This is a genomic window from Pseudomonas sp. UMAB-08 (genome assembly GCF_900095225.1).
GTDB lineage: Bacteria > Pseudomonadota > Gammaproteobacteria > Pseudomonadales > Pseudomonadaceae > Aquipseudomonas.
The window spans coordinates 42,852-61,117 of record NZ_LT607432.1 but is presented as its reverse complement, the minus strand read 5'-3'; the positions used below and the strand labels follow the sequence as shown (position 1 = coordinate 61,117).

Annotated in this window: 20 protein-coding genes; 9 read left to right on the top strand and 11 right to left on the bottom strand. The window is 57.9% G+C overall.

Annotated elements, in window-relative coordinates:
* Positions 1-171 precede the first annotated feature (171 nt).
* On the top strand, positions 172-1,266 hold the full coding sequence (apbC, locus tag K0F75_RS22485; protein ID WP_219064164.1) for an iron-sulfur cluster carrier protein ApbC: 1,095 nt from the start codon (positions 172-174) through the stop codon (positions 1,264-1,266).
* A gap of 124 nt (positions 1,267-1,390) precedes the next feature.
* Here the strand turns inward: apbC and K0F75_RS22480 are convergent, their stop codons facing one another.
* Positions 1,391-1,600, bottom strand: a complete 210-nt coding sequence (locus K0F75_RS22480; RefSeq protein WP_014336857.1) for a cold-shock protein — start codon at positions 1,598-1,600, stop codon at positions 1,391-1,393.
* 320 nt (positions 1,601-1,920) lie between these two features.
* Here K0F75_RS22480 and dcd point away from each other — a divergent pair, with 320 nt between their 5' ends.
* On the top strand, positions 1,921-2,487 hold the full coding sequence (gene dcd, locus K0F75_RS22475; protein WP_219064163.1) for a dCTP deaminase: 567 nt from the start codon (positions 1,921-1,923) through the stop codon (positions 2,485-2,487).
* Positions 2,488-2,595: 108 nt separating this feature from the next.
* Positions 2,596-2,823: a hypothetical protein gene (locus tag K0F75_RS22470; RefSeq protein WP_219064162.1), complete on the top strand. Its 228-nt coding sequence runs from the start codon at positions 2,596-2,598 to the stop codon at positions 2,821-2,823.
* Positions 2,824-2,893: 70 nt separating this feature from the next.
* Here the strand turns inward: K0F75_RS22470 and K0F75_RS22465 are convergent, their stop codons facing one another.
* The 7 genes from K0F75_RS22465 to K0F75_RS22435 form a co-directional block, all read right to left on the bottom strand.
* Positions 2,894-3,658, bottom strand: a complete 765-nt coding sequence (locus K0F75_RS22465) for an ABC transporter ATP-binding protein (protein WP_219064161.1) — start codon at positions 3,656-3,658, stop codon at positions 2,894-2,896.
* 12 nt (positions 3,659-3,670) lie between these two features.
* On the bottom strand, positions 3,671-4,789 hold the full coding sequence (locus tag K0F75_RS22460) for a succinylglutamate desuccinylase/aspartoacylase family protein (protein ID WP_219064160.1): 1,119 nt from the start codon (positions 4,787-4,789) through the stop codon (positions 3,671-3,673).
* A 10-nt stretch (positions 4,790-4,799) separates the two neighbouring features.
* Positions 4,800-5,510, bottom strand: coding sequence for an ABC transporter permease (locus K0F75_RS22455; RefSeq protein ID WP_219064159.1), 711 nt, complete (start codon positions 5,508-5,510; stop codon positions 4,800-4,802).
* Positions 5,507-6,235: an ABC transporter permease gene (locus K0F75_RS22450; RefSeq protein ID WP_219064158.1), complete on the bottom strand. Its 729-nt coding sequence runs from the start codon at positions 6,233-6,235 to the stop codon at positions 5,507-5,509. The genes K0F75_RS22455 and K0F75_RS22450 overlap by 4 nt, the downstream gene beginning before the upstream one ends.
* 81 nt (positions 6,236-6,316) lie before the next feature.
* On the bottom strand, positions 6,317-7,099 hold the full coding sequence (locus tag K0F75_RS22445; RefSeq protein ID WP_219064157.1) for a transporter substrate-binding domain-containing protein: 783 nt from the start codon (positions 7,097-7,099) through the stop codon (positions 6,317-6,319).
* Positions 7,100-7,410: 311 nt separating this feature from the next.
* Positions 7,411-9,876 carry a penicillin acylase family protein gene (locus K0F75_RS22440; RefSeq protein WP_219064156.1) on the bottom strand — a complete coding sequence of 822 codons (2,466 nt, stop codon included), beginning with the start codon at positions 9,874-9,876 and terminating at the stop codon, positions 7,411-7,413.
* A 230-nt stretch (positions 9,877-10,106) separates the two neighbouring features.
* Positions 10,107-10,304 carry an SEC-C metal-binding domain-containing protein gene (locus K0F75_RS22435; RefSeq protein WP_219064155.1) on the bottom strand — a complete coding sequence of 66 codons (198 nt, stop codon included), beginning with the start codon at positions 10,302-10,304 and terminating at the stop codon, positions 10,107-10,109.
* Positions 10,305-10,795: 491 nt separating this feature from the next.
* On the opposite strand from K0F75_RS22435, the gene K0F75_RS22430 reads away from it, so the two are divergent.
* Complete coding sequence (locus K0F75_RS22430) at positions 10,796-11,755, top strand: cation diffusion facilitator family transporter (protein WP_219064154.1); 960 nt, start codon at positions 10,796-10,798, stop codon at positions 11,753-11,755.
* Positions 11,756-11,824: 69 nt separating this feature from the next.
* On the top strand, positions 11,825-12,361 hold the full coding sequence (locus tag K0F75_RS22425) for a hypothetical protein (protein WP_219064153.1): 537 nt from the start codon (positions 11,825-11,827) through the stop codon (positions 12,359-12,361).
* Between the two features lie 7 nt (positions 12,362-12,368).
* On the opposite strand, the gene K0F75_RS22420 is transcribed toward K0F75_RS22425, so the two are convergent.
* The gene (locus K0F75_RS22420; protein ID WP_219064152.1) at positions 12,369-12,842 is read right to left on the bottom strand and encodes a YchJ family protein; all 474 of its coding nucleotides are present in this window, start codon (positions 12,840-12,842) and stop codon (positions 12,369-12,371) included.
* Between the two features lie 3 nt (positions 12,843-12,845).
* Positions 12,846-13,343 (bottom strand): DUF6231 family protein, encoded by a 498-nt coding sequence (locus tag K0F75_RS22415; RefSeq protein WP_219064151.1) that lies wholly within the window; start codon positions 13,341-13,343, stop codon positions 12,846-12,848.
* A gap of 170 nt (positions 13,344-13,513) precedes the next feature.
* Between K0F75_RS22415 and K0F75_RS22410 the strand changes: the two genes are divergently transcribed.
* The 3 genes from K0F75_RS22410 (at position 13,514) to K0F75_RS22400 (ending at position 15,407) form a co-directional block, all read left to right on the top strand.
* Positions 13,514-14,218, top strand: coding sequence for an OmpA family protein (locus K0F75_RS22410; RefSeq protein WP_219064150.1), 705 nt, complete (start codon positions 13,514-13,516; stop codon positions 14,216-14,218).
* 162 nt (positions 14,219-14,380) lie between these two features.
* A complete protein-coding gene (locus K0F75_RS22405; protein ID WP_219064149.1) occupies positions 14,381-14,656 on the top strand; it encodes a DUF1145 domain-containing protein in 276 nt (91 codons plus the stop codon).
* Positions 14,649-15,407, top strand: coding sequence for a collagen-like protein (locus tag K0F75_RS22400; RefSeq protein WP_219064148.1), 759 nt, complete (start codon positions 14,649-14,651; stop codon positions 15,405-15,407). The genes K0F75_RS22405 and K0F75_RS22400 overlap by 8 nt, the downstream gene beginning before the upstream one ends.
* Before the next feature lie 76 nt (positions 15,408-15,483).
* Here K0F75_RS22400 and K0F75_RS22395 read toward each other — a convergent pair whose 3' ends face one another.
* On the bottom strand, positions 15,484-15,948 hold the full coding sequence (locus K0F75_RS22395; protein ID WP_219064147.1) for a CopD family protein: 465 nt from the start codon (positions 15,946-15,948) through the stop codon (positions 15,484-15,486).
* Positions 15,949-16,059: 111 nt separating this feature from the next.
* Between K0F75_RS22395 and dinG the strand changes: the two genes are divergently transcribed.
* Positions 16,060-18,204 (top strand): ATP-dependent DNA helicase DinG, encoded by a 2,145-nt coding sequence (gene dinG / locus K0F75_RS22390; protein WP_219064146.1) that lies wholly within the window; start codon positions 16,060-16,062, stop codon positions 18,202-18,204.
* The last annotated feature ends 62 nt before the right edge of the window (positions 18,205-18,266 follow it).

Genomic DNA, 18,266 nt, shown 5'->3' with positions numbered 1-18,266 from the left:
AAGTGAAACGGAGGTCGGTCACTATAAAGGTCTGGGCGATATATTTCACCCCGTTGGCGAGCATTGCCCGTGATCAGCCAACAGATCGGCATGCTGTGAAAGCATGCCGGCACCTTTCAGAAGGGGTAGGATAGCCGTCTGTTTTACTCAGTCTTTTTACCGGGAGTAGCCATGAGCGCCGTCAATCGCGCAGCGGTGGAAGCCGTGCTTCGCCAATATACCGACCCTTATTTGAATCAAGACCCTGTCAGCGCGGGCTGTGTGCGTGCTATCGATATTCAGGGCGATCGCGTCAGCGTTCAGCTTGAGTTGGGTTATGCCGCCGCCCTGTTCAAGAACGGCTGGGCGCAAATGCTGCAAATGGCTATAGAGGGGATGGAGGGTGTGTCCTCGGCCAAGGTCGAGGTGCGCAGTGTGATCACCGCGCACAAGGCTCAGGGGCAAATCCCGGGCTTGGCCAATGTTAAGAACATCGTCGCAGTTGCTTCCGGAAAGGGCGGCGTGGGCAAATCCACTACCGCCGCAAACCTGGCGCTGGCGTTGTCTCGCGAAGGCGCACGGGTCGGCATTCTTGATGCCGATATCTATGGTCCGAGCCAGGGTGTGATGTTCGGCATCCCCGAAGGCACGCGGCCGAAGATCAAGGATCAGAAGTGGTTCGTGCCCATCGAGTCGCACGGTATTGAAGTCATGTCCATGGCGTTCCTGACCGATGACAACACGCCGATGGTCTGGCGCGGACCGATGGTTTCCGGTGCGCTGCTGCAACTGATTACGCAAACGGCGTGGAATGACCTGGATTATCTGGTCATCGATATGCCGCCTGGTACGGGGGATATTCAGCTCACGCTGGCGCAGAAAGTCCCTGTGGCGGGCGCGGTGATTGTCACCACTCCGCAGGATCTGGCGTTGCTGGATGCCAAGAAAGGCGTCGAAATGTTCCGTAAGGTCAACATTCCGGTGTTGGGCGTTGTGGAAAACATGGCCGTGCACATCTGCTCCAATTGCGGTCACGCGGAGCATCTGTTCGGTGAGGGTGGCGGCGAGAAGCTCGCTGCGCAATACGATGTCGAGCTGCTGGCGTCATTGCCGCTGTCGATTGTGATTCGCGAGCAGGCCGATGGTGGCAAGCCGACGGTGATAGCTGATCCAGAAAGCCCGATTGCCATGGTTTATCAGGAACTGGCCCGTCACGTTGGGGCGAGAATCGTCTTGCAGGAAGCTCAGGCGCAGGCGATGCCGAACATCACCATTAGCGACGACTGATTTTGTATTGCCGTGGGCATCCGCTGGGTGCTCACGCTGTCGCAGCAACGCATTTACATTTTCTACGGGCGTAAAAAAGCCCCGCTTTTGAGGGCGGGGCTTTTTTTAAGCGATTCAGTACAAGTTAGATAACTTGAACTTCTTCAGCTTGCATACCTTTCTGGCCGCGGGTAGCGACGAAAGAAACCTGTTGGCCTTCTTTCAGGCTTTTGAAGCCGTCAGATTGGATAGCTTTGAAGTGAACGAACAAGTCGTCACCGGATTGTGGAGTGATGAAGCCGAAGCCTTTTTCATCGTTGAACCACTTAACGGTACCAGTTTGGCGATTAGACATGGTGTATCTCCTTGGACAAAGTTAACTGCGACACAGGAAGAACCCTGGCCGAGACTGAGTGCAAAGAGCAGGAAAAATTCTTGGAGATGGTTGGATCGAAATTCAACATCGTGTAGAGATTCTCAGTGACACAAGCAACACAGTGACGTCACCTTAACTGGTTTTTCGAGAAGTGCCAATGCCTTGTTCAGGATTATTTTCAATCACGCCTAAAGACGGGTCCGGATCGATGGCCGTGACCTCTAGAGTCTTTGAACCCGAAGGCCCGGCCCGGTAAGATGCCAGACATCTTTTTCCACCTCGCTATTCAGGACACCGCCATGAGCATCAAATCGGACAAGTGGATTCGCCGCATGGCGCTAGAGCACGGGATGATCGAGCCCTTTGTAGAGCGCCAGGTCCGCGGTGAAGGCGCTAACCGGCTGATCTCCTACGGTGTGTCGAGCTACGGTTACGATGTGCGGTGTGCCGCTGAGTTCAAGGTGTTTACCAACATCAACTCGGCGACGGTGGACCCGAAAAATTTCGATGAAAAGAGCTTCGTCGACGTGACAAGCGATGTCTGCATCATCCCGCCAAACTCGTTTGCCTTGGCGCGCACGGTCGAATATTTCCGCATTCCGCGTAATGTGCTGACCATCTGTCTGGGCAAAAGTACTTATGCGCGTTGCGGAATTATCGTTAACGTGACGCCGCTCGAGCCTGAGTGGGAAGGCCATGTGACGCTGGAGTTCTCCAACACCACCACCTTGCCGGCGAAAATCTACGCAAATGAAGGTGTGGCCCAGATGCTGTTTCTGGAATCCGACGAAGAGTGCGAAATTTCTTATAAAGATCGTGGCGGCAAGTATCAGGGTCAACGCGGCGTGACGTTGCCGCGTACTTGATTTGCCGTTGATCGGGCGCTAGGGGAATTAGTGGCCATTTTGGCACTCTATTGACTGGACTGTTCCCTCTCGCGCCGAGCGAGGGGAGTCGACACTCAGGAGTGCCCTATGACGTCAAGTTCGAAACGCATCGCCCCCGCCGCAGACAGCAAGCACAACCATGTGGGCCTGCTGGCGTGGTCATTGCTCGCTTTCCCCCAGATCAACATGATCGGTGGCATTCCCGGCCAACCAGACCCCGATTCACCCAACGAGCAGCCTGAAGAGCCGACCGAACCCACGGAGCCTGGTGTGCCAACCCTTCCAGATGAGGCGCCACCCAAGCCCGTCGTTTGAATGCAACGCCCGAACGTGGCGAGTGGCGTGTGTACTCGGTTCGTACTACCGCGCGAGAGGGCTTCCCCCGCTATTTCAAATTCCCGCTCAAAAACTGCCGCAGCCGATCGCTTTGCGGGTTGCCCAGCACGTCGTCAGGATGCCCTTGCTCTTCGACCAGGCCCTGGTGCAGGAACATCACCTGATTCGAGACTTTACGGGCAAAACTCATTTCGTGGGTAACCATGATCATGGTGCGGCCTTCTTCAGCCAGGCCTTGAATCACTTTAAGTACTTCGCCGACCAGTTCAGGGTCCAGTGCCGAGGTAGGTTCGTCGAACAGCATCACTTCCGGTTCCATCGCCAGCGCACGGGCAATCGCCACGCGCTGTTGTTGGCCGCCTGAGAGGAACGCCGGATATTGCTCGGCAACGCGTGCCGGCAGGCCGACTTTGTCCAGGTACTTGCGCGCACGGTCTTCGGCTTCGCGTTTGGAAACACCCAGCACACGGCGCGGGGCCATGCTGACGTTCTCCAGCACGGTCATGTGGCTCCATAGATTGAAATGCTGGAACACCATTGCCAGGCGAGTGCGGATGCGCTGCAGTTCGGCAGGGTCGGCGACGTGCATGCCGTGCTTGTCGCTGATCATGCGCACGGGCTTGCCGTCCAGGGTCATGGCGCCACTATTGGGTGTTTCCAGAAAGTTGATGCAGCGCAAAAAGGTACTTTTACCCGAGCCGCTGGCACCGATCAGGCTGATCACGTCGCCCGTGCTTGCTTTGAGCGATACGCCTTTGAGCACCTCGTTGTCGCCATAGCACTTGTGCAGGCCATCGATGGTCAGTTTGTACATGCCGTGCAGTCCTTAAGGAGAAAGCAGGTAACCGCTACGGTAGGCTTCGGTGCCTGCGACGTGAGCGATGACCATGCCGGCGGTCGCCATGCGCCGCAAGGAGCGGGCATACAACAAGCCGGGATTGAGAGTGTGGATCGGCGTTACCCGATCGCTGATCGGATCGATGATTTCGGCGATTTGTTGCCCGGCTTCCAGAAACTCACCGGGTTGGGCACAGAACACCAGCAGACCGCCGACCGGCGTTGCGACCGGCTCGACACCGGCCAGCGGTGTTGCCGGGTACAACAGCTCTGGCTGGGGGGCCGGATCTCCGGCGATCACGCCGTGCTGCGTCAAATAGTTGATCAGTGCCTGACAGTCGCGGCTGGCCAGGGCGTGATTGACGTCGCCTTGGCCGCGCAATTCCAGGGTCACCGAAAAGCTGCCCATGGGGACTGCAAAGCGTGCGCCGAAGCGCTGCTGCAATTGCCACCAAAGCAGGGTGAAGCATTCATCGAACGATTGCCCGCCGGAATCGGTGGCCAACAGGCTGGCCTGAGCGCCCAGGTAGCGTGACAGCGCCTCGACTTGAGGCCAGGCCTCGGGAGTGGTGTAAAGGTGCTCCACCGCTTCGAAATCACAATGCAGGTCCAGCACTATGTCGGCATCACACGCCAGACGTTGCAGGGTCAGCCGTTGCGATTGCAACTGTGTATCAACGACCTGGGCTGACAACGCCGCGCGCAGGCTGCTGCGGATCAGTTCAAGGTTGTGCTGCGGGTCATCATTGAGCCGCGCTTCGACATCGTCACCGACCTGCAGGCTCAAATCGACAAACCAGCGATTGAAGTTCTGCCCGCTCTCCAGCTCGTAGCGACCCAGCGGGATGTCCATCAGCACTTGTTCCAGGCCGATGGGGTTGGCGACCGGGACGATGACGATTTCGCCCAACAGCAGGCCGGCGCTTTCCAGCTCGGCCAGACGCTGCTTCAGGTACCAGGCCACCAGCATGCCGGGCAATTCGTCCGCATGCAGGGACGCCTGGATATAAACCTTGCAGCCAGAGTTTTCCGGGCCGTAATGAAAACTGTGGATCTGCCGCGCGGTCCCGGGCAGCGGGGCGAGCAGATTGTGCGTGTGGTGGCGCATGAAAAAAGTCCTAGTGAGCCGGCCCCAGGAACGCCAGCCAACGGCGCTCGGCCAATCGGAACAGGCCGACCAGGGCAAAGGTGATCGTCAAGTAAATCAGGGCGGCGATACCAAAGGACTGGAAGGTCATGAAGGTCGCCGAGTTGGCGTCCCTCGCCACCTTGAGAATGTCCGGCACGGTCGCGGTGAAGGCCACGGTGGTCGAGTGCAGCATCAGAATGACTTCGTTGCTGTAGAACGGCAGCGAACGTCGTAGTGCCGATGGCATGATCACGTAGGCATAGAGTTTCCAGCCGCTGAGCCCGTAGGCTTTGGCCGCTTCGACTTCACCATGGTGCATGCTGCGAATCGCCCCGGCGAAAATCTCCGTGGTGTAAGCACACGTGTTCAGGGCGAACGCCAGAATCGTGCAATTCATCGCGTCGCGGAAAAACGCATCCAGCAATGGCTGGGCACGCACGGCGGCGATGCTGTAGATACCGGTGTAGCAAATCAGCAGCTGGATATACAGCGGTGTTCCACGAAACAGGTAGGTGTAGAACTGTACCGGCAAGCGCACCCAGAACTTGCGCGACACCCGGGCGATAGACAGCGGGATCGATACCACAAAGCCGATAGCGATCGAAGCGCTGAGCAGCCACATGGTCATGGCCAGGCCGGTGATGTGGTAGCCGTCGCTATAAAGGAAGGGCCGCCAGTAATCCTGGAGAAGTTCGATCATCGTTGTGCCTCCCGGCTACCTGCGGCATAGCGTCGTTCGGCCCAGCGCAAAGCAACGTTGGAAATGCTGGTGATCAGAAGGTAGATCAGTGCGGCCACGACCAGAAAGAAAAACAGTTGATACGTGCTTTTGCCTGCATCCTGAGCGGCTTTGACCAGATCGGCGAGGCCGATGATCGACACCAGCGCGGTGGCCTTGAGCATCACCATCCAGTTGTTGCCGATGCCTGGCAGGGCGAAACGCATCATTTGCGGGAACACCACGAAACGGAAGCGTTGGCTGCGTTTCAAACCATACGCGGTGGCGGCTTCGACCTGCCCGCGTGGGACGGAGAGAATCGCGCCACGGAACGTTTCGGTGAAATAGGCGCCATAGATAAACCCGAGGGTGATGACCCCGGCCGCGAACGGGTCGATTTCGATGTAGTCCCAGTCCATGGCTTCTGTGAGACCGGTCAGCCAGGTTTGCAAGCTGTAGAAAATCAGCAGCATCAACACCAGATCGGGCACGCCGCGGATCAATGTGGTGTAGAGCTGCGCCGGTATGCGCACTATGCGCAGACTCGAAAGTTTGCAGCTGGCGCCGATCAGGCCGAGCACGATGCTCACCAGCAGCGACAGTAGCGATAATTTGATGGTCATCCAGGTGCCTTGAAGCAGCAGCGGGCCGAAGCCTTTCAAGCTGAAGGCGGACAATCCAAGGGTTTGCAGCATTTCGTCAAACATGGATCAAACCTTTTGCGGTCAAAAAAACGCCCATCGAATCGGGTGACAGATTTTCACCTGAAATCGACGGGCGTTGGGATGTTATTTACCGCTGTACAGGTTCAGATCGCCAAAGTGTTTTTTCTGGATTTCTGCATATTTGCCATCGTCGTGTAACGCTTTGATACCTTTATCCAGCAGTGCCTTCAGGTCTTTGTTACCTTTCGAGATACCGATTGCCGTTTTTGCCGGCAACAGTGGATCGTTGATAGCCTCGCTGACTTCGAAGCCGGCACCTGCTGGCGACTTCAAAAAGCCCAGTTCAGCTTGCAGCATGTCTTGCACTGCGGCATCGAGACGGCCGGAAGTCAGGTCAGCATAAACCTGGTCCTGGTTCGCATAGGCCTGGGTTGTTACACCCGCTTTGTCCAATACGGCCTTGGCGTAGGCTTCCTGAATGGTGCCTTGCTCATAGCCAACTTTCTTGCCTTTGAGTGTTGCAGGGTCGGCGGTTACGCCAGCGCCTTTCTTGAACACCAGCGAAGTCGGGCCGGAGAACAGCTCATTGGAGAAGTCGATCACCTTCATCCGCGCATCTGTAACGGTCATCGACGAGATAACGCCGTCGAATTTGTTGGCTTTCAGGCCCGGAATCATGCCGTCGAAATCGCTCTCGACCCATTTGCATTTAACTTTCAGCTCGGCGCAAATCGCATTGCCCAGATCGATATCGAAGCCCACCAGGCTGCCATCGGCGGCTTTTGATTCGAAAGGCGCATAAGAAGGATCGACGCCGAAACGCAATTCCTTGTATTCCTTGGCCATTGCATTACCAGCGGCCAGACAAATAGCCAATGCGGAAAGGGTCAGCCATGCTTTTTTCATTGATCAGTCCTTAAAACCAAAATGAGCGTTGGGAACACGCGAGGCTTGCTACCGGCGAGCGCCAGACCCGAAGAAGATAGCAATTTTTGAACCAAAGAGACGAACGTGCGTTTTAAATGTACAGAGTTGTCGCAATGATGACTTTGATCGATGCGCGCTCATTGCGAGCTCAGAACGAGCTACAGAATAGACGAGTTTCTTCGCGGGCCAATATGCCACTAAAACGAGCACGCTGGAATCGTCCGTCGAGCACACGTGCGGACGACGCCCCATCGTGGGGCGATGCGGCGTGCCAGACACGCCGCCTCCCATTATTTGCCGGGTGTCAGCGTCAGTCGTTGCTTGCCATAGACCTTGTCGAAGTTCTGCGGCTGCATCGGGATGCTCATGTATTGGCCTTTGAGCCAAGGGTCGATGCCATCGGCGTAATGTGAGCTGGCGGGGTTGGCGGATTGGCCGGTGCTCTGCCCCATCATCGGCTCCTGCTGGCCGAAGTCGACGATGATGCGCGTGGCCGGAATCAGCCGGGTATCGAAGTTCTGACCCCAGTTGTAAGCCGATTCGTTGAGCGTGCTGTGGTCGCCGCCGGCGGGCACGGGGCTGCGCTGGCTGCCTTCCGAGGTCCAGGTGTAATGGTGCAGTTTGCCCCATTGCCAAGCCTTGTGATCGCTGCCCAGCTGGCTTTCGCCTGCTGTGATGGCCGCTGCCAGGCTACGGGCGAGGATGGTCGGTTTGTCTTCTTTTTGCGGCGTTCGGGTGTCATCCCAATACGGGCTGTCCTCACGTCCCAGCAGGTGATCGGCTTGGGCTGAGTAGGAGAGGTTGGCGCTTTCGACCAGGGCTTTCCAGGCCGGACTGGTTTCAGAACCCAGCTCGTCGAGGAATATCTGCTTGGCACTTTCCTGAAGGAACAGCTCATACAGCGCCGCATCGGCCGAGTTGGCGGAGAGCTTGCCATCGAATGCCATCAGGCGCGTGAACGCTTCGTGTGCCTTGGCGCGATCAGCCGCAGGCAGGGCTTCGATTGCCTGTTTCAGCGATTGAGCCATGCCCGGCGTTTCGAACATCTTTTTCAGTTTGGCGGCGAAGGTCGTGGTCTGGTCGTACTGCATGGCGATCATGCTGCGGGTGTCCTGCTTACCGCTGCCCGCCATTTCTGCGATGCGGTCGGCGCGCTCCGGGTAGTTCCAGGAGTTCGACAGCTGCATGCCATAACCTTTAGGCACGGTGCGCTGGTTGGCGGTGCCTATCCAGCCTTGTACCGGGTCTTGATCGTAGGGGTGCAGCATCGGGTCGGCGAAACCGTCCCAATCAAAACGGCTGTCCCAGCCCGGAGACGGCAGCAAGCCAAGCCCTTCACGGCGATTCGGGAAGCGGCCGGTGACTTGCCAGCCGATGTTCTGCGCATCGGCGAACACCATGTTCAGGGCTATGGCGCGAATTTCGCGGCTGGCATCGGAGGCTTTTTCGACGCTTTGAGCGCGGGACAGGTTGAAGAACGCGTCCATGCTTTTGTCGTCTTTGAAGTCTGGTGTTTGCAGGGCCAAACCAAAACCGCTGTTCAGTTGCACCGGTTGTTGCGGGCTTGTTCGTTCGCCCAGCGCGCTGTTGAGCAGCGGCCCGTGACGCGTTTCGTAGATGGCTTCGCGAACGGGGCGTTCTCCTTTGACGAAGAAGGTTTCATTGCGAACGATGGCGGGCTGCCATTTGCCATCGGCCATGTAGAACAGTGTGTTGTTTTCGCGTTTGAGCTTCTCGATGAACAGGTCCTGATTGTCGCCCATGACCCCGTTCATGCTCCACGCCAGCTTGCCGTTGAAGCCCGCCATCACTAAGGGCAGGCCTGCAATGGAGACGCCGGCAGCCTGATATTTCGGGGCGCGGATCTGCACGAAGTTCCACGCAGAAGGCAGTTTTGCGCTCTGGTGTATGTCGTTGGCCAGCAGGCTTTTGCCGCTCCTGCTGCGCTGTGGCGAGATCGCCCAGTTGTTGGAGGCCGCCACACCGAGCATGTTCAGGTCGGACAGTTGGCTGGCGACTCGATTCAGATCGCTCAGCCCGGACACCTGGCCAAGGTTCAAACCCTTGAGCTTGTCGGCTTCTGCGAACGGCAACTCTTCATCGGGGTAGGTCGGGATTAGCCAGGCGAGTTTGTCCGCGCCGACTTTTTGCGCCAACACCAGGGATGACAGTTCTTCCTGGAGGTTTTTTGACACGCCGAAGTTCAGCAGGCTGAAGATCAGCGCAGAGTCTTCCGGTTTCCAGTACTCAGGATGGTAACCAGACGCAGCCAAATCCGCCGGCAACTTGTCGCGGTAGCGGAACAGGTAGGCGTTAACGCCGCGCGCATAGACTTCAAAGAAGCGTTTCAGGCGTGGCGAAGAACCGTTGTACAGCTCGCTGGCGCTTTTCTTCAGGTTGACCGAGCGCATCAGGCGGTCGATTTCCAGCGCGCTGGGGCCGGCCATTTCGGACAGGCGACCTTGGGCCAACAAACGCATGCCGACCATCTGGCTGATACGGTCACTGGCGTGAACATAACCCAGGGTGAAGAGCGCATCGTGAAAGGTGTTGCTTTCAATCAGCGGCATGCCGAGGTTGTTGCGGCGTACCGAAACGTTTTGCGCCAACCCTTTGAGCGGGTACACGCCAGAGGTCGGTGGCAGCGTGTCGCTACCGCCGCCGTTGAGCTGACAACCGGCCAGGCTCAGGGCTCCAGCGACTGCTGCGGCAACGCCGAACCGGGGTAGAAAATGTGAGAGGGCTGGCGAGGCCATGGCAAAGCTCCTGCGGGGGTTGGCGTGGAAAGGCGCTACGTTAGTGAGCAGGCACGCGCCACGCAAGCAGCCATCGCGGCTAATGTGCGGATTTATCCAGGGATGTGGACTACGTTGCCTGCGAAGGCGCCCTTTCAGGCGCCGGGCATTCAAGGCTTCGGCGGATTGACCGTTTAGACCAACGCATACACACGTTGGCTCGTAGCGCGGTTGGCGATGCGCTGGTTACATTAAGCGCCGTGGCATTTCTTGAATTTTTTCTCGCTGCCGCAAGGGCATGGGTCGTTGCGGCCAACATCCTTCAAGGTGTTGCGCACTGGCTCCTGGGGCGCGTGGCCGCAGTCCGGACCATGGACGTGTGCGTGCTGGTGGTGGTGATCATGGTCGTGGTTGCAGTCAGGGCCATGAACGTGGGTTTCTTGGTTCATCGAGGTCGCTCCAGAATAAAATCGGCAGGAATTATCGCCCAATTCCTGCGTAGCGTCATATTTTCCCGGAGGGCGGTCATCCTTGTGGGGTCGGGCGGACGTCAAAGAGGCCCGGACGCTGAAGTAAAAAGAGCCGCCTTGCGGGACGGTAACTTGATAAACAACACCTGTTATTACAGTCCCCTCTTATGAATGTAAAATTAACGTGTGTTCAGGAAACCTTAAGCTTTGTATGAAGTAATGCGCTTGTCTCAACAGAAACGGGTCATCTAAAATAGCACCCTGCTAAATAAGAATGTTTGCATACTTTGAATCGTTCGCATGTACACCCTGTTAAATGCCTATTTAATGGTCTGCCCTGAGTATTGAATGCGTTGTTCATTCACGCTGTTCGTTCAACGCGTGTTATATCCGCTTTGGAGACTCCTGAATTCACAGTGAACTCAACGTGGGCAGCGCGCCGTCCTCTACCGATACAGGAGAAGCTACACATGAGTCATCCAGAGTTCGCTGACGATCCAGAGGACGAGCTCCATAGCCCTGCTGAACGGGCAGCGGCTGCCTCTCGCTGCACATGGGTAAGTGTTGGGGTAAACGTTGTTCTGTCCTTCACTCAGATTGCGGTGGGACTACTGTCAAAGTCTCAAGGCCTGGTCGCCGATGGTATTCACTCGCTGTCGGATCTGGTGGCAGACTTTGTTGTGCTGTTCGCCAGCCACAACAGTAAGAAGGACGCGGATGAAGACCATCCTTATGGGCATTTGCGTTTTGAAACCGCCGCATCAATGGTGCTGGGTTTACTGTTGCTGGCCGTCGGTGTCGGCATGATTTGGTCGGCCGTCGGTAAGCTCGAAGCACCCGAGACGGTGCAAACCGTGCATGTCATTGCTTTATGGGTCGCTGCCGGAGCACTTGTCGCTAAAGAGTTGCTGTTTCGTTTCATGCTGGCTGTTGCCAAGAAGGTCAAGTCAAGCATGTTGGTTGCGAATGCCTGGCACGCCCGGTCAGACGCCGCCTCATCGCTGGTAGTGGGGATTGGCATTGTCGGTAACCTTGCGGGTTATCCGATCCTTGATCCCATCGCGGCACTGATTGTCGGGTGCATGGTTTCCAAGATGGGCTGGTCGTTTAGTTGGGATGCGTTGCATGACCTGATGGACCGCGCTGCGGACGAGAAAGAAGTCGCCATGATTCGCAATACGCTCATTGAAACGCCTGGTATCAAGGGTGTTCACGATATACGCACGCGTAAAATGGGCGACATGATCATTGTTGACGCCCATATAGAGGTGGACGCTTCGATTACCGTTGAAGAGGGGCATGAGATTGCAGTTGAGGCGCGTCAGAATGTGATGCAACGTCATCGAGTCTTGAACCTGATGACGCATGTCGACCCTTGGAGCAAGCCAGACCTCGATCACGTCGATCTCCCCAAGCCAGCAGGGCTCTGAGCACTTCCTCTTGACCTGTGAGCGTGGGCTTGCGCCATACTCTGGGCATGTGCAGTAGGAGTATGGCCAATGAACCTTTACGAAATTGTCTTTACGGGCCAATTGGTCCCCGGCGCCCAGCGCGAGCGGGTCGAGGCGAACCTGGCGAAGTTGTTTCAGGCGGATGCCCAGCGCATCGAGCTGCTGTTTTCCGGACGTCGTCTGGTGCTCAAGAACAATCTCGATGAGGCTGCGGCAGAGAAATATCGCTCGACGCTTGAGCGCGCCGGGGCCCTGGTCGAAAAGGTCGACATGCAGGTTGATATGGAGGAAGTGGAGCTGGCGCCGCCGCCCGATGCGCCTGGCTTTAACCGCCCGGTTCAACCTGGTCACCGATCACACGTGGCCCCAAGAGACGCCTACATGGCGGCTTTTTCGGCGGTAGATGCCCCTGATTTCTCGATCGCAGAGGTGGGTAGCGATATGCAGGACCCAAAAGCCGAGACGCCAGCGCCGCGTCTGGATTTGTCACAAATCAGCCTGGCACCAGTGGGCAGTGACATGGGCCAGCTAGAGAGGCCCAAGCCAGGGCCTGCGCCAGACACGTCGTACCTATCGTTGAGCTGAACCCGATTCAGCCCAGATAACCGGCGCAACACTTCTTGAATTTTTGCCCGCTGCCACAGGGGCACGCGTCGTTGCGTCCGGCCTTGAGCTGCACGGTGGGATCGATGAAATACCAACGACCCTCATTCTGCACGAACGCCGAGCGCTCACGATGGCTGTGCTCGCCACTGCCGTCATGCCAGCGAGCAACAAAGGTTACAAACGCATGCTCGGGTTTACCGCCGAACACTTCCACGTTTTCGACGGTCAGGCCCAGCCAGGTGCTGTGTGCGCTCCAGTCACTGATCGATTGGCGATCCAGACCTTCCTTCTGCGCGGGCAGCGTGGTGTCCAGCAGGTAGTCGATCAAGCCCAGTACATAGGCGCTGTAGCGCGAGCGCATCAAGGCTTCCGCGCTTGGGGCGGGGAGGCCCGCGTGATAATGCCCGCAGCAGGCGTCCAGTAAATTGCCGCTGCCACACGGGCAGATCGAACTACTCATGATTTACCACCAGTACTTGCCGAAATTCTCTGGATTGGCCCAGAACTTGGCGTTCAGCCAGTCGGGGACTTGTTTGTATTCACGCAGGTCGTAAGTGAACAAGGTCAGAATCTGCTCGTCACGGGCAAAGCGTTCACTGGCTTGCAGTGCCAGTGAATAAAAGTCCGTGTCCTGCCAGCCGCACGCATGCAGATCTGCGAGCACGGCAATGCGGCTGGCGTTCAGGTTGCGGATCCCGCCCAGCAGTTCCAGGCCGAGGCGTTTGGGCAAATGCTCCAGGCAATCGACCACCAGTGCCAGATCGAAGCGTTGCGCCGCCAGCTCGGCCGGCAAGGCGCCGGGTGCGGCATGGGCCAGTTCGGTTTCCGGGTGAGCAGCCTGAAACGCCTCAAGTGCAGGAAAACTTCCGGCACCGATCAACAACAAACGCTTGGGTGCGTAACGATCAAGTAATGCGGCCAGCGCCTGTTGGGGCGTGCGCACAGAAAAGCCTTCGGTCATCGAAAATCCTCAATTGAGTTGCAAGACTAGCCTGCTGTAGCGAGATGGCCTAGTCCTATGCGTATCACGTTTGCGGGACGCTTTTATTGCAGTGGGTTGGCGCACTCTGAAAGTGGGGTCTTTACTCCAAATGCATCGGTTCTGGACCGATCCCATAGGAGATGAACTCAATGAGCATGTTTCGGGTAGCGTTACCTCTTATTCTGCTGACCAGTGTATTGACGGGTTGTGCAGGTTTGCAAAAAACCGACTGGCCTATGTGTGCCGCAGTCGGTGGCGTAACCGGTGCGGGATTAGGGGCGATTCAAAACGCCACTTTCGCGGGCTATGGTGCGTTGATCGGCGGTGGCGTGGCTGCCGCTTATTGCTGGGTGCACGGCGATGGCGACGAAGATGGTGATGGTGTACCGGACAGCCGCGACAAGTGCCCTGGTACGCCTAAAGGCGTGCAGGTCGATGCCAATGGCTGCCCAGCTGTTGTGGCCCCGGCGCCTGAACCGGTCGTCGTAGAAGCGGTTGTGCCTAAAGAAGAAACGATTGTTATCAACGACGTGTACTTCAAGTTCGACTCGGCGAAACTGACCCCCGCTGATAAATCGAAACTCGACCTCATCAGTACGCGACTGAAAAGAGAAGCGCCCAGCGCTCAACTGCATGTCAGCGGGCACACCGACAGTGTCGGCAGTGACGCTTACAACAAGAAGCTCTCGAAAAAACGGGCGATGTCGGTTACTGATTATCTGGTCAGTACGGGCATTGCACGCAGCAGCTTCGTCTCCGTAGTGGGTGAAGGCGAAAGTCGTCCGGTCGCCGATAACAAAACGGCTGAAGGGCGCGCCTTGAACCGTCGTGTGGAAATTAAAATCAATCGTTGATGCGCTTACACATGTCGGGTCGATGCGTGTGTGTCGCCTCGACATTTTTAACGGTGCAGACAGCATCTCTAATCGGGGCGCTCGAACATTTTTAAATGGCCGCTGGCAAATCTCGCGCAGAAGCCGTTACTGTGCGCGAAAGAATAATTGCCAGGGGCATGTATGAAGCTGTTTTGGGGGTTGGGGAAGGTGATGACGCTGGGATTCTGGCTGATGGTGCTGGTCAATAGGGTCACTGTGCTGCCAAGTCCTTTCGATGTGTTGCTCAGTCTGGCCGGCAGCCTGGCATTGCTGACCCACCTGCTTGAACTGATGCTATTCAATAGCAACCTGCGCGGGCGTGTTCATCCATGGCGCGACCGCCTGCAAATTCTTGTGTTCGGTATTTTTCACATCCAGTCCATTTCCCGCCCATCGGCGGAGGTTGCTCATGCGTAAGCTTTGCCTGTTGGCCTTATTGTGCAGCCCGATGGCCATCGCCCAAGTGGTCACGGTCGAGTCGCATTCGCTGATGCGTCTGCCCGGTAAAACCAGCGTCTTGCAACTGGAACGTCTGGAAGTCGCCGATTACGGCACCTTGCTGATTCCCTCCAGTCTGGTCGAAGTAAAGGTCGGTGAATTGATACTGGGCCACGAAGCGCGGATTGCGATTGTGCCCAGCGAACAGGGCTTCAATCTGGTGGTAGGCCGTGGTCAGTTGGCGTCAGGTAGCCAGATCACTGCCCGTGGCGCTCCCGGCACATTCCTCAAACCCGCATTGCCCGGCCGTAACCTGACCTTGCGCCTGGAAAACCTGACGGCAGAAGCGTTATCGGTCGATGCCCGTGGTGGTTCGGGCGCGCCCGGTTTTGTCGGCCTGGACGGCGCGAATGGTCAGGCTCCGGGTTGCACCTGGGGTCAGGCGGGTCGCGGGCATGATGGCGACAATGGGGGCAACGGTCACGACGGTGCAGCGGGTGCGCAGGTGCGTATCGAACTGCCACAAAGCTTTCCGGCAGAGCGTGTGAACGTGCAGGTCAACGGCGGCGCGGGTGGTCTGGCAGGAGAGGGCGGCCATCCCGGCAAGGGTGGCGCTTCAAAGGGCTGCGTGGTCTATCGTGCTGACGGCGGAAAAGCCGGTAAGCCAGGTCAACCGGGCCAGCCCGGCGCGGCAGGTCCCAATGGTGCGTTGACCTTGCAGCGTTTGTAAGCCGGTATTCGGGCGGTGTATCCGATACACCGCCCGAGGCTGAGCCTCTGATCAGGCGCGCTTCACCGATTGCTTGTCAAAACCCGAACCGAGCCGCAGCCACGGCCACCAGCACCAGCCCCACGATCAGATTAATCCCCACCAGGCGGCGAATACGGCCCAATACAGCAGCGCCCTCTGGCCATTGTTCGGCTGCCACCGCACGGCGCAGTTCAGGCAATTGCAGTGCCTGGATGCGGATAAACAGCGCCACCATCACCACGTACAAGCCCATCATTACCTGCACATAACGCGGCGCCAGTTCAAAACCGGCGAACTGCAGATGGATCATGCCTACGCCTGTGACGGGCAATACCACCACCGCCACCCAGACCCAGAGAAAGAAGCGCGGAAACACCTGGACCCACAATTTCAGGCGCGCAGGACCTTCCAGAGCGACACCGGCTGCCGGGCGCAAGACCATCCAGGCGAAGAACATACCGCCGACCCAGATCAGGGCGGCCAGCACGTGCAACGGGTAGACAAGGGCGAAAGCGGTCATTCGGGTACTCCATTCTGCGCGAGAGGAATTAGCACGGTATGATAGCGGCCTCTCAGAAACACTGAAAATTTATCCAGCACCCTCATCCAGCATTCGTAGCGCCCTAAGCCAATGATCAGTAACGAACTCAAATCCCAGATCCAGGGCGCCTATTCGCGTTTCCTCGAAGCCAAGAGCCTCAAGCCGCGCTATGGCCAGCGTTTGATGATCGCCGAGATCGCCAAAGTGCTGGGCGACATCGACACTGACGAGGAAGGCCGGCGTTCGGGCGACCCGGCAGTGGTCGCCGTCGAGGCGGGCACCGGCACCGGCAAGACCGTGGCGTATGCCATTGCAGCGATTCCGACTGCCAAGGCGGCGGGCAAGCGCCTGGTAATCGCCACGGCCACCGTCGCTCTGCAGGAGCAGATCGTCTACAAAGACTTGCCGGACCTGATGCGCAATAGTGGATTGAACTTCAGCTTCGCCCTGGCCAAGGGGCGCGGCCGCTATATGTGCCTGTCCAAGCTCGACATGCTGCTGCAGGAAGGTGATGCAACCAACGCCACTGCCCAGCTTTTCGAAGAAGAAGGCTTCAAAATCGAAGTCGATGAGGCCAGTCAGAAGCTGTTTACCAGCATGATCGAAAAGCTCGCCGGCAATAAATGGGACGGCGACCGTGACAGCTGGCCGCAAGCGCTGGAAGACCAGGATTGGGCGCGCCTGACCACCGACCATAGCCAGTGCACCAATCGCCATTGCCCGAACTTCGGCCAATGCGCTTTTTATAAGGCCCGTGAGGGCATGAGTAAAGTCGATGTCATCGTCACCAACCACGACATGGTGCTGGCAGACCTGGCGTTGGGCGGCGGCGCGGTGTTGCCTGACCCGCGCGAGACCCTGTACGTATTCGATGAAGGCCATCACCTGCCGGATAAAGCCATCGGCCACTTTGCCCATTACACGCGCCTGCGCTCGACGTCGGACTGGCTGGAGCAGACCGCCAAGAACCTCGCCAAACTGCTGGCCCAGCACCCTTTGCCGGGCGACTTGGGCAAGTTGATCGAGCAGGTGCCGGAACTGGCCCGTGAGATCAAGACCCAGCAACAGTTCATGTTCGCCGCCTGTGAACAATTGGCCGATTTCAAGGCCGGTGAAGACATGGAAGGCCGCGAGCGCCCACGTCACCGCTTCATCGGTGGCGTGGTGCCCGAGCACATGCGCGACATGGGCATCGAGTTGAAGAAGGGCTTTTCCCGGCTGGATGACCTGTTCACGCGCCTGACCGAGCTGCTCAAGGAAGGGATGGATGGCGAGGTCAACATTGGCATCGCCAGCCATCAAGCCGAAGAGTGGTACCCGCTGTTCGGCAGCTTGCTGGCCCGCGCCCATGGCAACTGGGAGTTGTGGACGGCCTTTACCGCTGAAGACCCGGAAGACAGCCCGCCCATGGCGCGCTGGTTGACCCTGGCCGACAGCGGTTCGTTGTTCGATATCGAAGTCAACGCCAGCCCTATTCTCGCGGCGGAAATGCTCCGGCGTAACCTGTGGAACGTTGCCTATGGCGCTCTGGTGACCTCGGCGACCTTGACCGCACTGGGTAAATTCGATCGTTTTCGCATGCGTGCAGGCCTGCCCAAAGGCGCAGTAACCGCCGTGGTGCCAAGCCCGTTTCATCACGCCGATGCGGGTGTGTTGCGCGTGCCGGACCTCAAGGCAGACCCCCGCGATGCCGTGGCGCACACCGCTGCCATCATCCGCGAGCTGCCGAAACTGGTAGAGGGCTCGCGTGGCACCCTGGTGCTGTTCTCCTCGCGTAAACAGATGCAGGAAGTATTCGACGGCCTTGAGCGCGACTGGCGTAAGCAGGTTTTCATTCAAGGCAACCTGTCCAAGCAGGAAACCCTGAACAAGCACAAAGCGCGGGTCGACAGTGGTGAGTCCAGCGTACTGTTTGGCCTGGCCAGTTTTGCCGAAGGGGTGGATTTGCCCGGCGCGTACTGCGAACACGTGGTCATCGCCAAAATCCCGTTCGCGGTCCCTGATGATCCGGTGGAAGCGGCGCTGGCGGAATGGATCGAAGCCCGTGGCGGCAATCCGTTCATGGAAATCGCCGTGCCTGACGCGTCGTTGCGTCTGGTCCAGGCCTGTGGACGTTTGCTGCGGACTGAAGAAGACCGAGGCACCATCACGCTGCTCGACCGACGTGTCGTCACCCAGCGTTACGGCAAAGCGATCCTCAACGCGCTGCCGCCGTTCCGCCGCGAAATTTCCTGACAGCTGTTGGGCATCATTTGCACCGGATCGGGTCTTATCCCGGTCCGGTCCATGTTTGCCAC

Excerpts from the sequence above, each read along its gene's own strand:
- K0F75_RS22425 (WP_219064153.1), top strand. The coding sequence starts at position 11,825 with ATGAACCTTTACGAAATTGTCTTTACGGGCCAATTGGTCCCCGGCGCC.
- dcd (WP_219064163.1), top strand. The coding sequence starts at position 1,921 with ATGAGCATCAAATCGGACAAGTGGATTCGCCGCATGGCGCTAGAGCAC.
- K0F75_RS22440 (WP_219064156.1), bottom strand. The coding sequence starts at position 9,876 with ATGGCCTCGCCAGCCCTCTCACATTTTCTACCCCGGTTCGGCGTTGCC.
- K0F75_RS22405 (WP_219064149.1), top strand. The coding sequence starts at position 14,381 with ATGAAGCTGTTTTGGGGGTTGGGGAAGGTGATGACGCTGGGATTCTGG.
- apbC (WP_219064164.1), top strand. The coding sequence starts at position 172 with ATGAGCGCCGTCAATCGCGCAGCGGTGGAAGCCGTGCTTCGCCAATAT.
- K0F75_RS22435 (WP_219064155.1), bottom strand. The coding sequence starts at position 10,304 with ATGAACCAAGAAACCCACGTTCATGGCCCTGACTGCAACCACGACCAT.
- K0F75_RS22420 (WP_219064152.1), bottom strand. The coding sequence starts at position 12,842 with ATGAGTAGTTCGATCTGCCCGTGTGGCAGCGGCAATTTACTGGACGCC.
- K0F75_RS22430 (WP_219064154.1), top strand. The coding sequence starts at position 10,796 with ATGAGTCATCCAGAGTTCGCTGACGATCCAGAGGACGAGCTCCATAGC.
- K0F75_RS22445 (WP_219064157.1), bottom strand. The coding sequence starts at position 7,099 with ATGAAAAAAGCATGGCTGACCCTTTCCGCATTGGCTATTTGTCTGGCC.
- K0F75_RS22400 (WP_219064148.1), top strand. The coding sequence starts at position 14,649 with ATGCGTAAGCTTTGCCTGTTGGCCTTATTGTGCAGCCCGATGGCCATC.
- K0F75_RS22460 (WP_219064160.1), bottom strand. The coding sequence starts at position 4,789 with ATGCGCCACCACACGCACAATCTGCTCGCCCCGCTGCCCGGGACCGCG.
- K0F75_RS22395 (WP_219064147.1), bottom strand. The coding sequence starts at position 15,948 with ATGACCGCTTTCGCCCTTGTCTACCCGTTGCACGTGCTGGCCGCCCTG.
- dinG (WP_219064146.1), top strand. The coding sequence starts at position 16,060 with ATGATCAGTAACGAACTCAAATCCCAGATCCAGGGCGCCTATTCGCGT.
- K0F75_RS22465 (WP_219064161.1), bottom strand. The coding sequence starts at position 3,658 with ATGTACAAACTGACCATCGATGGCCTGCACAAGTGCTATGGCGACAAC.
- K0F75_RS22415 (WP_219064151.1), bottom strand. The coding sequence starts at position 13,343 with ATGACCGAAGGCTTTTCTGTGCGCACGCCCCAACAGGCGCTGGCCGCA.
- K0F75_RS22455 (WP_219064159.1), bottom strand. The coding sequence starts at position 5,510 with ATGATCGAACTTCTCCAGGATTACTGGCGGCCCTTCCTTTATAGCGAC.
- K0F75_RS22410 (WP_219064150.1), top strand. The coding sequence starts at position 13,514 with ATGAGCATGTTTCGGGTAGCGTTACCTCTTATTCTGCTGACCAGTGTA.
- K0F75_RS22450 (WP_219064158.1), bottom strand. The coding sequence starts at position 6,235 with ATGTTTGACGAAATGCTGCAAACCCTTGGATTGTCCGCCTTCAGCTTG.
- K0F75_RS22470 (WP_219064162.1), top strand. The coding sequence starts at position 2,596 with ATGACGTCAAGTTCGAAACGCATCGCCCCCGCCGCAGACAGCAAGCAC.
- K0F75_RS22480 (WP_014336857.1), bottom strand. The coding sequence starts at position 1,600 with ATGTCTAATCGCCAAACTGGTACCGTTAAGTGGTTCAACGATGAAAAA.